We start from the raw sequence: 13,370 nt of genomic DNA, 5'->3' as shown, positions 1-13,370 counted from the left end.
GGCTCGCTTTTTTGGTTTCTACCGTCCTCCGACCCCTATTCAAAGGAGGCTAATTTACACTATACTTATGTTATTTTATATTTTTCAAGTATTTTTATTTTAAAATTTTTTAACAGGATAATTACTTTGACCTATATTCCTTTTGGGAAAGTCAATATTATATTGACTGCACTCGCCCCTGTTCAATTTTTACTTTCTTCTGCAGCTTACTCCCAGAGCATAACCGACAATGTCGAGAAAGCTTATTTCGACAGGGCCATCATCTTCGGCGACAGCTTGAGCGATAACGGCGCATTCAGTGAGTTTTTCATAGAAAAACTTAAAAAAATGTACACGACCGACGGACGCTTCAGCAATGGACGCGTCTGGAACGAGTACCTTTTCCGAGACCAGGAAAGGGGCACGAAATTTCGACCAACTCGTCAGCCCCCGGTGATTTTGGCAGCAACACCCCGAACGGTGGCACCAGTGTGAACTACGCCATAGGCGGCATAAAGTATGAGAACCACAAAATACCGGGGATGATCCCCTCTATTGCTGAGGAGGTGACCGAGTTCATTCGTGGGACGAATACCGTTTATCCTCAGACCATCTCTCCTCACACCATCGTGTCTTTATGGGCGGGTGGCAATGATGCTTTGGATGCAATCAAGCACGATGAATCCACGCGAGTGAAAGCTGCATTTAGCGGAAATGAATTGTTCACTTCACTGGAACGCCTTTATCAGGTGGGAGCGCGGCAATTTCTGGTGCCCGACATGCCTGATTTTTCGAAAGTTCCGCGCTATGCAAATGCGCCCGGCGTCATTGCTCGAGAAGCAACCGATGATTTCAACAAGGCCATCGCCACCAGCATCGCTGCCTTTAAGGAAAAGCATCCGGATGCTGTGGTCTACGCCCCAGACGTAGCTGGCATCCTTGACATGGTGGTGAAGCACCCCGGCGTTTTCGGCTTCTCGAATGCGACAGGAAATTGTGTCGATACGCCCTCATGTCTCGACCAGCCGCGCGGTTCCGCAATCCAGAATGAATATGTTTTCTGGGATGATATTCATCCGACGACCCGCACACACAATTACATTGCCAACTACGTGCGGGAATATTGGTCAAACCCCGACTTAGCTGGTTTCTACGCCCGGTCTCCCAATGGCCTGTTCAAGACCGAGCGCAACTTCTTCTTTCCGACATCCGATAAGATCGTATCGGGCTATCTGGATGGAAACAGATCACTGTACAAGATGAACGCCGGAAAGCTGACGCTGACGGGAGAAAACAAATACACCGGCAACAGCTTCGTGGCGGAAGGCGGGTTGGCGCTTGGTAATGGCGGCGAAACCGGCTCCGTCATCGGCGACGTTGATTTGATGCAGAAAGACGCCTTTCTGACGTTCAATCGCAGCAACCTGCTCGAATTCGACGGCAAGATTACCGGCGATGGTCGCGTACAGCAGGTTGGAGACGGCATGACCATCCTTAACGGGCAGAACAGCTACAAAGGGGTGACCGACATTTACGCTGGGGAATTAAAGGTAAACGGCTCAATCACTTCGCCGGTTCTGGTCCACTCCGGCGGTACACTGAGCGGCACCGGTTTTACCGGCAGCATAGTGGCTGGAGCCGGTGCGCATGTTTCCCCCGGCGACTACCGTTCGCCGCGCATGAAACCATTGAACGTGAATGGCGATATCGATCTGAAATCTGGCAGTGTTCTCGACGTGAAGGTCGATGCCAACGGCAACACTTCAGGGATTTATGCTAGCAACAAGGCTATGCTCGCCGGGAGCGTTAAATTCGGCGGCCATCCAAAGTTGACCGTTGACGAAATCAACGCCCGGGTAGGCAAAACAAGCGTGTTCGTGATGGCCGACAACGGGGTCAATGGCCGCTTCAGCGACGTTCTTCCCACCTATCACTTCATCACCGAAAAACTTGAATACAGGCCGAATGAAGTCGAAGTCACCTTCGCAACGGCGGGCAAGTCATTTGCAGAATCGGCGGTAAGCAACCAGCAACGAAGGGTTGCCAACGCATTGCAGGCGCTCGGCCACGATCAAAAGCTCTACAAGAACGTGCTTACATCGCGGATGGAAGACGATTTGTCAGAGGCCTATACCGAGCTGTCTGGCGATATTTACGCATCCACGCTGATATCGCTTCTTTATGACAACCAGTTGCCACGCGAAGCCGTGACACAGCGCATGAATGATCTGTCCGACAGTCGCTTCAATCATTCGGCGCTGAATGCTCCGCTCAAAAGCGGCGTATGGGGACAAGCCTATAATTCCAGAGCGCATTTCCAGAGCATTGGAGAAGCGCAAGCCATGAGCCGCAGCGCGACGGGCTTTATCACCGGCATTGACGGCCAACTGTCGGATAATTGGCAATTGGGTCTCTTCGCCGGTTATCTGCAATCCTCGCTCAATAGCGGCCTGTCGTCTGCGAAAGTCGATAGCTATCAGATCGGCGCCTATGGCGGCTATGCATGGAAAAACTTCAACCTGACTTTTGGTGGCAATGCCAATCTGCACGACATCGACAGCAAGCGCACAATCCGCTTCAGGGAAGTTTCAAACGATAATCGCGCAAGCTACAAAGGCAACAGCTTCCAGGGTTTTGCGGAACTCGGCTACAATATCGATACCAGTCTGGCGCTGCTGGAGCCATTTGCGGGCATTTCCTATGCCTATGCGAAAACCAATGGTTTTACGGAAAATGCGGCTGTGACCGCCCTCTCCGGCTCTGGCGCCACCGGCGACCTTTTAACCAACTATCTCGGCGTGCGTCTTTCGAACAAATACGCACTCTCCGAAAACACCAGCGTCAACACCAAACTGGCGCTCGGCTGGCAGCATAATAGCGCCGACCAGCCGGAAACAATGCTGCGTTTCAGCGACGGTCCCGGCTTCATGGTTGAAGGTCTGCCGCTCGACAAAAACATGTTCTACGCACAGGCCGGGTTGGACCTCAATCTGGCGCATAACACGTCTCTCGGATTGCACTACCGGGGACAATTCGCAAACAAGGCGCAGGATCACGCCATTAAAGTGAACCTCGCGGTCAACTTCTGACGATCAAACAACGGAAAGCGGGCCTTCGGGTCCGCTTTTTGCTATGAATTTCAGGAATCAGCCAGCAGGGAGCCAGCATGATGTCGTCCAGCCGCTTTGCCGTCACACCGGAGCCACCTTATTACGTCGTGAGTTTTGCCTCGCAGCGCATTGGTGACGACGATGGCTACGCCGATATGGCGGTGCGCATGGCGGAACTCGCAGCGCAACAACCCGGCTATCTTGGCGTCGAGAGCGCCCGAGACGCGGAAGGTTTTGGCATAACGAACTCGTTCTGGGCGGACGAAGACAGCATTCGCGCATGGAAGCGCGAAGTGGACCACCTTGTGGCGCAAAAGCTTGGTCGCCAGCAGTGGTATGAGACCTATCGCGTGCGCATTGGCCGTGTCGAACGCGCTTACGGTTTTGATAGAGACTAAAACCTCTTCCCAATTTCTGGCGTGACCGGTTATAGAAGTCAGAACTTCACCGGGGAACGGCCATGCCATCCAAGACCATTGATCACGCATTTACCGCACGCAGCCTGACGAGCGCTGCGACCGACCCGACCCATGCGGGCGTGCTGTCTTTCATGCGGCGCGTCTACACCAAGTCGCTGAAGGGCGCGGAAGCCGTTGTCTGGGGCATTCCGTTCGACGCGGCTGTGTCCAACCGGCCCGGCGCGCGTTTCGGTCCGCAGGCCATCCGGCGCGCATCGACCATTTTCGACAATGACCCGCAATATCCGTTCCAGCGCGACCTGTTCGAAAACCTCGCTGTGATCGATTACGGTGACTGCCTGCTCGACTACGGCAACCATTACAAGACGCCCGCCACGATCGAGCGTGAAGCAACAAAGATCCTCAAATCCGATGCATTTTTGCTGACACTTGGCGGCGATCATTTCGTGACATGGCCGCTTCTGAAAGCCCATGCCGCGAAATATGGCCCGCTGGCGCTCGTGCAGTTCGACGCCCATCAGGACACATGGTTCGACGACGGCAAGCGGATCGATCATGGTTCCTTCGTCGCCCGCGCCGTGCGTGATGGCATCATCGATCCCGATCATTCGATTCAGGTCGGCATTCGCACCCATGCGCCGGAAGATTGCGGCATCAAGATCATTTACGGTCACGAAGTCGAAGACATGACGGCGGCAGAGATTGCCGACACCATTTTGAAACGCACTGCGGGCAAGAAGACCTATCTGACCTTCGATATTGATTGCCTTGATCCGGCCTTTGCGCCCGGCACGGGCACGCCGGTGGCGGGCGGCCCTTCGTCCGCCAAGATGCTGTCGATCCTGCGCAAGCTCACGCCGCTTGACTTCGTCGGTGCGGATGTGGTCGAGGTTGCACCAGCCTATGATCATGCCGATATTACGGCTATCGCTGGAGCGACAATCGCAATGTATTATCTGGGTCTGCTGGCAGAGCAGAAAGAACGACGATGACGGTGCCGCGTTTATGCGGTTGAGAAACTGATTCAAGCGGTTGAAAGACCAATTCCGGATATTGTCGTAACTTTATGAAATCAAAAGGCAAAAGCATGAAACCGAAAATCTTCATCGATGGCGAACACGGCACCACCGGCCTGCAAATCCGCAGCCGTCTGGCCGAGCGCGACGATCTTGAAGTGATTTCAATCCCGGAAGCCGAGCGGCGCAACAAGGATTTGCGCGCCGACTATCTGCGCTCTGCCGACATTGCCATTCTGTGCCTGCCCGACGACGCTTCGAAAGAGGCCGTCTCCCTGCTGCGGGATCACAATTCGACCCGCATCATCGATACTTCGACCGCCCATCGCGTGCATCCGGAATGGGCCTATGGTTTTGCCGAACTGGCCAAAGGCCAGCGCGAACGCATCGCCGAAACGAGACTCGTCGCCAATCCGGGCTGCTATCCAACCGGCGCGATCGCGCTTGTTCGCCCACTACGCGACGCAGGGCTGTTGCCGTCTGACTATCCGGTCAGCGTCAATGCCGTCTCCGGCTATACCGGCGGCGGCAAGCAGCTGATTGCGCAGATGGAAGACAAGAACAATCCGGACTATCTGGCCGCTAACAACTTCCTTTATGGCCTGCCGTTGCATCACAAGCATGTGCCGGAATTGCAGCTGCATGGACGCCTCGACCGTCGCCCGATCTTCAGCCCGAGCGTCGGACGTTTCCCGCAGGGCATGATCGTGCAGGTTCCGCTGTTCCTGAACGAGCTTGAAGGCAGGCCGTCGCTGACAAAGATTCACGCAGCCCTGAGCGAGCATTATGCCGGTCAGGACATTGTCGAAGTCGTGCCACTGGAGGAAAGCGGCAAGCTTCCGCGCGTCGATGCGGAAGAACTTGCCGGCAAGGACGGCATGAAGCTCTTTGTCTTCGGCACCGAAGGCGACGATCAGGTCAATCTGGTCGCCCTACTCGACAATCTCGGCAAAGGTGCTTCGGGTGCCGCTGTCCAGAACATGAACCTCATGCTTGGCAAAGCCTGATGACGACTGAACCGGTATTCCCCGGAAAATGGAATGTCGGTTCGTTCGAACCACTGGCGGATACGCATTCAAGCCTCGTCTGGAAGGTCGAACGCATCGATCATCCGGGCGAGGTTTTTGTTATCAAGCAGCTGAAACCCGCCGGAATGGAGGAAATGCGCGGTGCGCATTATCTGCGCTGGCAGGATGGGCACGGCGCGGCGCGCCTGTACGATCTTGAAGATACGTCGATGCTGCTCGAATATGCGGGCAACTATCATCTCGACGAACACCTCAAAAGCGGGCTTGACGCAGATTGTCTGGTGATCTTCGGGCAGGTTCTGGAAGCATTGCACACACCCTCGCCTGCGCCGGTGCCGTCAGACCTGCAACCGCTCGACAGGCACTTCTCCGGCCTTTTCGCAGTCGCAGATCAGACGCCGATCTATGCGGAAGCCGCAGCGCTTGCAAAAGAGCTGCTGGCGACGCCGCACAAGCCCATTCCGCTGCATGGCGACATCCACCACGAAAACATCCTGCGGGGACAGCGCGGCTGGCTTGCCATCGATCCACACGGGCTGATTGGCGATGCGGCCTTCGATGCCGCCAATATCTTTTACAATCCGCTGGATCGTGACGATCTCTGCCTCGACCTTGATCGCGCAAAGCGCATGGCCGAGCATTTCGCGCCAATCATTGGTCGCTCGCCGTCCTATATTCTTGATTATGCCTTTGCCTATGGCTGTCTTTCAGCCGCGTGGCACCGCGAGGATGGCAATGGTGCCGACGAAGCGCGGGAGCTGAAGATTGCCACCGCGCTGAGATATTTGCGCCAGACGGCTTATCCTGCGTAAGCGCCCTTGGTGCCGCGCCAGTGCGCGACTGCGAAAGCCAGTACGATCAATGCGACGAACTGATGTGTCAGGCCCATATGCAGCGGCACGCTCATCAGCAACGTTCCAATGCCGATGACCGCCTGCACCAGAACCAGGCCGAGCAGAACAATCGTGCGGCGCGCATGGGTGGTGCCCGGCGCGTCTTTCCACACCTGAACGGCATGGAGAACAGTGAGAACTAGCACCGTATAGGCGAACATGCGATGCACGAACTGTACGGTTTTCGGGTTTTCAAACAAATTGCGCCACCATGGCGACTGTATGAAGAGGTCGGACGGAATGATCGCGCCGTCCATCAAAGGCCAGGTGTTGTAGGTGAGACCGGCATGAAGCCCGGCCACCAGACCACCAAGATAGATCTGCACCAGAACGGCAAAGACCAGCCACCCGGCGAAGCGCTGCACGGATCGCTCCGCCGGACGCTCGGTATAGGTGACAAGTCCTCTGGCAATGTAGAAGACCGCGGTAATGATCACGCAGGCCGTGGTGAGATGGATTGCAAGCCGGTACTGGCTGACACTGGTAAGCTCGCTCAGACCGGATGCAACCATCCACCAGCCAATGGCGCCCTGAAAGCCGCCCAGCGCCAGAAGCCCCAGCATACGGTATTTCAGCCCGCCCTTCAGACGCCCCGTCGCCCAGAAGAAAGCAAGCGGCACCGCAACCAGAAAGCCGACGAAGCGCGCCAGCAGGCGATGCGCCCACTCCCACCAAAAAATATACTGAAACTCTTCAAGGGACATGCCCTTGTTGATCTGCTGATATTGCGGGATCTGGCGATATTTATCGAACTCTTCCACCCATTCAGCATGGTTGAGCGGGGGAATGACGCCATGGATAGGCTTCCATTCGGTGATGGAAAGGCCAGAGCCGGTCATGCGGGTGGCCCCGCCCACCATCACGATGGCGATCAGCACGACAAAAACCGCATAAAGCCAATAGCGCACAAGGCGCCGGTCGCGTTCGTCCTTCGACGTTCTCGAACTCCGCTCTCCGCGCTGCGCCATCGATGCTGCCGTCATGCCGTTCTTCCTTCAAACCATCTGGAGCGATACATGCCGCATCGACCCGTCAGTTACAAGGCAAGTCCACGCGACATGCCGCCGCGTTTTTTGCCCTTTCGCAGATCAGGCACAGCGGTTAGTGATGGTGCGGGGAAAAGGAGAGACGCAATCATGCCCGTTAGGCTGAAGAAACTGATCGGCACATTTCTGCTGGTAACGCTGGTGATCGTCTATGCGGTTCTGGCTACGATCATCGCCGTCGCGCATCTCGGCAATTCTCCGGCATGGGTGCATCTCCTCTATTTCATTGTTTCAGGCCTGCTCTGGGTCCTGCCAGCCATGGCGATCATCTGGTGGATGGCGCAGCCACCGCGTAAAAAGCAGCTCTGAGCATATTCAAGGGGCGCAATACAGCATGACTGAGCGGGGCAACATGGCGGGATCGGCCACGCTTACGGAACGCATTATCAGCGATTATTCCGAAATCGAGCGTCTCTGGGCGATAGGGCCTGCCCTGCACGGCGCACCGCAATCCTTCGCCTGGATTGATTGCTGGCATCGTTGCGTCAACACTGACTGTTTCGTCGCCGGAATTTTCGATGCTGAACGCCCGGTTTTTCTCCTGCCTCTGGAAGTCATCCGCCGAAATGGCATGACGATCGCGCGCTATCCCGGCGGCAGCCATGCCAACGGTAATTTCCCTTGGTTGGCCGCAGCACGGTCATCCGCAGTCAACCGCAAAGCTCTGGACCGGCTCATTGCCGCCATATGCAAGGCGCGACCGGATATCGACGCTTTGGCGCTGACGCGCCAGCTTGACGCCGTTGATGATATCGACAATCCGCTTTTTACCCTTGGGCAGAAACGAAACCCGAATCCGGTCCTGATGGTCTCGCTTCATGGTGGTTTTGACGCGGTGCTTGATCGCACCAACCGTCGCCGCAGATTGAAGAAGCACCGCCAGCATGAGCGCCGCTATCAGGAAGCCGGCGGCTGGCGCATTGAACAGCCGCAGACACAGGACGAATCCGACAGCGTTCTCGACCTTTACTTCGCCATGAAAGCCGGACGTTTCCGGCAGATGGGCATAAGCGACCCGTTTGCCGGCAAAGCCGTGCAGACTTTTTTCAAGGCACTCTACGGGCAGGCTCTCACGGCACCAGCGCCCATCTGCGAATTGCGGTTTCTGGAAGTGGGCGGCATTATCCGCTCGATCGTCGGCAAAAACCTCATCGCCACTGGACCGACAGCCGAATTTGCCGCCATCGCCGATGACGATATGGTCCATGCCAGCCCCGGCGAATTTCTGTTCTTCGAAGACATAAAGCGCTGTTGCGATGCCGGTTATGCGGTCTACAGTTTTGGTGTAGGCGATGAACCCTACAAGCGCGACTGGTGCGATATCGAGCTTGAAATCTTCGATACCGTTCTGCCACTCTCGGCCAAAGGCAGGCTTTTTGGGGCGTTGCAATCCTTGCGCAGAGCCGTCGCCAGCACAATCAAGCGCAATCCCCGGCTCTGGCGGCTCGCCAAGCGCATCCGAGCAAGGCTTGCCCGGAGGTAAATAGCGATTTTGATTCAGCTTTCCGCTTTAAGACGCTGTTTTTGAATCGAATTATGCGCGTGGCTGCGGGGTCTTGTCGTCCATCAGAATGACGACATCTTCATAGCCACCCTGATCAAGATCGAGTGCGGCAAGCGCTACATCATTGTTCTCGGGATCGACAATGCTCATCACAACCGTCGCGTCATTATCAGCAACACGGCGAATCTGTGCAGAGGAAGATGGGCCGCATTCCACGATCACGAAGTCATAAACGGTTTCGAGCGCATCGAGAATGAGCGGCAGACGATCGACGGCGCGCATGGCTTCAACCGGGTCTGCTGCACCGAGCGGCACGACATGCGCCTGCGAAAAGCGGTCGCTATGAATGACTTCATTGAAGCGTTTCTCGCCAGTTAGAAGCTCGGTGATGCCGGGCAATTTATGCCCGTCGAGCATTGCGCTCCCCACCGTGCCCTGAGCTGTCATATCCACTAGAAGCGCACGCTTGCCACGGTCGGCCAGATCGCGCAACAGCCGCACAGTCGTTGCCGACGCTTCGTCTCCTTCGGGCGAAACCACAACAATGCGCTTGTCGCGACCGTCGAGCAGACGATTGGCAATGGCTTCCACGCCATTTGGGTTCTTCGTTGCAGGCATGGTCGTCTCCTTCGCCGGTGGCGCAGGTGTCGTCTGTGCGTCAGAGCCAGACGATCTCGTGATAAAAGGCACTGTCCAGGACCGGCGCGGAGCAGCAACCGGCACTTCCTGCTCGGAAAGGGTCGGCGGAACGGCAGCCGCTTGGGCGGCAGCGGTAATCACCGGCATTTCGATTTCCTCGACAGCCTCGACGCGTCGGCCATCGGCGGTCACGAAGGCCCGCCCGCTGAACAGTTCACGCAGCAACACGAAGATCGAGAGTAACAGCAGCCCCGCCACAAAGGTTGCAGCAACAGTCGGCAAAACCATTGGGAAATAGGGAAGCGCTGGTGCGTCGCCCGACAGAATGCGTGCATCGACAGGCACATAATTGCGATCAATACGGGAAGCTGCCTCACGATAACGGGTCAGATAGGTTTCCAGAAGCTCGCGCTGCGCTGCCGCCTCGCGTTCGAGTGCGCGCAACTCGACTTCCTGATCGCCTGCCTGCGCGGCTTGCGACTGCACGCGGTTCAGTTCGCGGGTCAGCTCGTCTTCACGCAGCTTTGCCGTCGTGACATCGTTTTCAAGACTGGCAAGCAGCTTGCGCCCTTCCGCCTTGGTCTGGCGATCAAGGTCGGCCAATTGCGAGCGCAGCGCCTTGATGCGCGGATGGCCATCAAGAAGCGTCGTCGACAAATCGGCAATCTGGGCGTTAAGTTCGATGCGGCGCTCGGCGAGCCGCTGCATCATGCCGGAAGCAACAACTTCGGGCAGCGTATCGACCGGTGTGCCTGCAGAAAGCGCCTTGCGAACACTTGCCGCCCTCGCTTCCGCCGTGGCGCGATCAGAGCGCACACGCGTCAGGTCCGTCGAAACTTCGGAAAGCTGCTGCGATGCAATCGTATTGTTGGTCTGCCCGGTCAATAATCCACGCGAGGCGCGGTAATCGGCGACTTTTTTCTCGGCATCGCGTACACGTGTGCGTAAGTCTTCGATTTCCGGCGCAAGCCAGTTAGTCGCATCGTCATTCGATTGCAGCTTCGCCGCGCTCTGTAGCGCGATATATTCTTCCGCGACTGTATTGGCGATTTGTGCAGCCAACTGAGGATTAGCAGAGGTGTACTGCACTGCGATAACGCGCGAGCCCGTGATATTATACACTTGCAGGTGCTTACGCAGTCGCTGCAGAACCCGCTCATCGGGAGAGAGTTTCTCCGGATTGGCTATCATGCCGAGAAGAATCAGAATCCGGCTGTAAGGCCTTACTTCAATTGAAGTAAATGCCTCATTGTTCGGCAAATCCAACTTGTCGGAAACACGTCTCATGAGATCGTTAGACGTCAGAATCTCTATCTGGCTCTTCACGCCTTCCGGGTCCAGCACCGGGCGCTCGGCAGGATTATCTCCATTGGGCCGCGTGAAGACGGACTCGCGGGTTTCGATAATGATGCGGGTTTCCGCGCGGTAATCCGGCGTCAAAAGCAGACAAATGATCCACGCCAGCGCCGCCATGAGAAGAGCGCCACCAACAATCAAAAGCCAGTTACGGCGCAAGCTTCCAAAAAGCGCGCCTATATCGATGTCTGCGTCTTTCAACGACGAATCGACTTCCGCCATTTCGTTACTCCGCGGGCGCCCGCCGATCATTGACAATCGTCATTCCATCCAGGCCGCATACCCATTTCCGGCCGGAAAAGTAAACGCTTAAGGTAACCATAGAGTTAAGCACTCGACTTTCTGCGTTCTTCATGGGGCATCGCTGACAAAACCACGCAGGATCGTTTTCTATATATTTCAAAGTGCTTAAATGCTCTCGTTACTCTTTCGCCCTCTTCTGGAAAGTTTTTTGACCATCGCCGCACATCTTTACCAGCCATTAACCCTAATCAATCGATAACGCAGTAACAGGAATTCATCTGATCGCGCTTCGGCACCGGTCAGTTTCCATAAATGCGGGTGATGCTTTTCGGGGATACCGAGGCGAGACATGATGGCGAAGACAATTCACAACAAGCGCACAGGCCGTGCTTTGCTCACGGCGCTCGGTCTTGCGGCGATGACGCTGTCATCCGCCTGCACGAGCTACCGCCCTGCACCGCCGGCTTTTCACGAAGCGCTGAACCAGCCCTATATGCTGGATGCGGGCGACCGCGTGCGCATCACCGTTTTCGAACAGGCAAGCCTGACCAACACCTATAGCGTGGATCAGGCAGGCTACGTGGCTTTCCCGCTTGTCGGCAGCATTCCAGCGCGCGGCAAGACCGCAAAGCAGCTTGAAGGCCTGATCGCATCGAAACTGCGCGGCGGTTATCTGCGCGACCCGGATGTCAGCGTGGAAATCGACCGCTATCGCCCGATCTTCGTCATGGGCGAAGTGGGCGCGGCCGGGCAATATTCCTATGTGCCGGGCATGACGGTGCAAAAAGCCATTGCAGCCGCAGGCGGTTTCAGCCCGCGCGCCAATCAGGAGAATGCCGATATCACCCGCCAGTTCAATGGCAAGGTGCTGACAGGCCGGGTTCTGATCTCCGATCCGATCCTGCCCGGCGATACGATTTATGTCCGCGAACGTCTGTTCTGATGGCGATTGATGGCTGATGACAACACCGTTTCCCCTCTGCGTATCGTCCACTGCTTTCGCGAGCCCACTGGCGGATTATTCCGCCATGTCCGCGATCTGGTCGGCGTACAGGCGGAAAAAGGTCACCTTGTCGGGCTCGTCTGCGACGCAACAACAGGCGGTCCTAGAGAGGACGCGCTTCTAGAAGAATTGCGGCCCAAGCTTGCGCTGGGCCTGCATCGAATTGCCATGCAACGCCATATTGGTATCGGCGATGCAGCGGCAGCGTTCAAAGCATACCGCGTTGTCAAGACATTGCGGCCGGACATCTTGCACGGACATGGCGCCAAAGGCGGCGTCTATGCCCGATTGTTCGGCTCTGTTCTACGGGTTTTTAGGTCTCGCGTAGCCCGTATCTATTCACCGCATGGCGGAAGCCTGCATTTCGACCAGAAGACACGCCGCGGCGGCGCTGTCTTTCTGGTCGAGCGACTTCTCGCCCCGATGACCGATGCGGTCATGTTCGTTTCCAACTTCGAGAAACGAATCTATGAGGAAAAGGTCGGACGGCCTTATGGCCTCCATGCGGTGGTCTATAACGGCCTGGCCGATGACGAATTCATTCCCGTTCCCGACGCGCCCGATGCCAGCGACCTTCTGTTCGTCGGCACGATGCGCGATCTGAAAGGCCCGGATATCCTGATCCGCGCCATCGCAGAGCTGCGTGATCAACACGACCTGCCGCTCAGCGCCACCATGGTCGGCGATGGCGCTGAAAAGCCGACCTTTACGGCGCTTGCAAGCGAACTTGCCCTTGGCGCACAAATTCGGTTTCTGCCCGGCATGGCGGCGCGCGATGCATTTGCCCTTGGTCGCCTGATGGTGGTTCCTTCCCGCGCGGAGGCTTTTCCCTATATCGTGCTGGAAGCGCTCGCTGCCGGAAAAACCGTCATCGCCAGCCGCGTCGGCGGTATTCCAGAGATATTCGGCCCCGCATCTCCCGCCCTGTTCGAGCCGACCGTGGAAGCGCTGGTCGCCAAAATCCTTGAACTCAGAGCCGACAACAGCGATTTCGATGTGCAAATGCCCGAAAATTCACGACTTCGTGAACGTTTCAGCGTGCAGTCCATGGCTCATTCTATAGAATTGATTTACCGTGAAACACATTCTTGAGTATTCAGCAGGTCCGATACCTGCGTGTTTCAGAGATTTCTT

General features: G+C 56.4%; 12 protein-coding genes. 10 read left to right on the top strand and 2 right to left on the bottom strand.

Features of this window, described 5'->3' with window-relative positions; genetic code table 11:
• Positions 1-126: 126 nt before the first annotated feature.
• The 6 genes from D8666_RS01085 (at position 127) to D8666_RS01060 (ending at position 6,364) form a co-directional block, all read left to right on the top strand.
• The gene (locus D8666_RS01085; protein WP_121535772.1) at positions 127-474 is read left to right on the top strand and encodes an SGNH/GDSL hydrolase family protein; all 348 of its coding nucleotides are present in this window, start codon (positions 127-129) and stop codon (positions 472-474) included.
• On the top strand, positions 471-3,068 hold the full coding sequence (locus tag D8666_RS01080) for an autotransporter domain-containing protein (RefSeq protein ID WP_147437981.1): 2,598 nt from the start codon (positions 471-473) through the stop codon (positions 3,066-3,068). The genes D8666_RS01085 and D8666_RS01080 overlap by 4 nt, the downstream gene beginning before the upstream one ends.
• A gap of 80 nt (positions 3,069-3,148) precedes the next feature.
• Positions 3,149-3,487, top strand: coding sequence for an antibiotic biosynthesis monooxygenase family protein (locus D8666_RS01075; RefSeq protein ID WP_109370209.1), 339 nt, complete (start codon positions 3,149-3,151; stop codon positions 3,485-3,487).
• A 62-nt stretch (positions 3,488-3,549) separates the two neighbouring features.
• Positions 3,550-4,500 carry an agmatinase gene (gene speB / locus D8666_RS01070; RefSeq protein WP_121535766.1) on the top strand — a complete coding sequence of 317 codons (951 nt, stop codon included), beginning with the start codon at positions 3,550-3,552 and terminating at the stop codon, positions 4,498-4,500.
• A gap of 95 nt (positions 4,501-4,595) precedes the next feature.
• Positions 4,596-5,531 (top strand): N-acetyl-gamma-glutamyl-phosphate reductase, encoded by a 936-nt coding sequence (argC, locus tag D8666_RS01065; RefSeq protein WP_121536292.1) that lies wholly within the window; start codon positions 4,596-4,598, stop codon positions 5,529-5,531.
• The gene (locus D8666_RS01060) at positions 5,531-6,364 is read left to right on the top strand and encodes an aminoglycoside phosphotransferase family protein (protein ID WP_121535763.1); all 834 of its coding nucleotides are present in this window, start codon (positions 5,531-5,533) and stop codon (positions 6,362-6,364) included. Before argC ends, D8666_RS01060 begins: the two co-directional genes overlap by 1 nt.
• On the opposite strand, the gene D8666_RS01055 is transcribed toward D8666_RS01060, so the two are convergent.
• Entirely contained in the window at positions 6,352-7,428 is a 1,077-nt protein-coding gene (locus D8666_RS01055) for a COX15/CtaA family protein (protein WP_121535760.1), read from the bottom strand. The two genes, D8666_RS01060 and D8666_RS01055, sit on opposite strands and share 13 nt — an antisense overlap.
• Before the next feature lie 153 nt (positions 7,429-7,581).
• Between D8666_RS01055 and D8666_RS01050 the strand changes: the two genes are divergently transcribed.
• The gene (locus D8666_RS01050; protein ID WP_109368747.1) at positions 7,582-7,800 is read left to right on the top strand and encodes a DUF2842 domain-containing protein; all 219 of its coding nucleotides are present in this window, start codon (positions 7,582-7,584) and stop codon (positions 7,798-7,800) included.
• 25 nt (positions 7,801-7,825) lie between these two features.
• Complete coding sequence (locus D8666_RS01045; RefSeq protein ID WP_235858867.1) at positions 7,826-8,974, top strand: GNAT family N-acetyltransferase; 1,149 nt, start codon at positions 7,826-7,828, stop codon at positions 8,972-8,974.
• 51 nt (positions 8,975-9,025) lie between these two features.
• Here D8666_RS01045 and D8666_RS01040 read toward each other — a convergent pair whose 3' ends face one another.
• The gene (locus D8666_RS01040; RefSeq protein ID WP_121535754.1) at positions 9,026-11,212 is read right to left on the bottom strand and encodes a GumC family protein; all 2,187 of its coding nucleotides are present in this window, start codon (positions 11,210-11,212) and stop codon (positions 9,026-9,028) included.
• Between the two features lie 373 nt (positions 11,213-11,585).
• Between D8666_RS01040 and D8666_RS01035 the strand changes: the two genes are divergently transcribed.
• Together D8666_RS01035 and D8666_RS01030 are read left to right on the top strand one after the other, a co-directional pair.
• Entirely contained in the window at positions 11,586-12,176 is a 591-nt protein-coding gene (locus D8666_RS01035; protein WP_371830778.1) for a polysaccharide biosynthesis/export family protein, read from the top strand.
• Between the two features lie 9 nt (positions 12,177-12,185).
• On the top strand, positions 12,186-13,328 hold the full coding sequence (locus D8666_RS01030) for a glycosyltransferase (protein ID WP_121535751.1): 1,143 nt from the start codon (positions 12,186-12,188) through the stop codon (positions 13,326-13,328).
• The last annotated feature ends 42 nt before the right edge of the window (positions 13,329-13,370 follow it).

The sequence above is a fragment of the Ochrobactrum soli genome, assembly GCF_003664555.1.
GTDB lineage: Bacteria > Pseudomonadota > Alphaproteobacteria > Rhizobiales > Rhizobiaceae > Brucella > Brucella teleogrylli.
The sequence above is the reverse complement of the archived record's forward strand: the minus strand, read 5'-3'. Positions and strand labels throughout refer to the sequence as shown.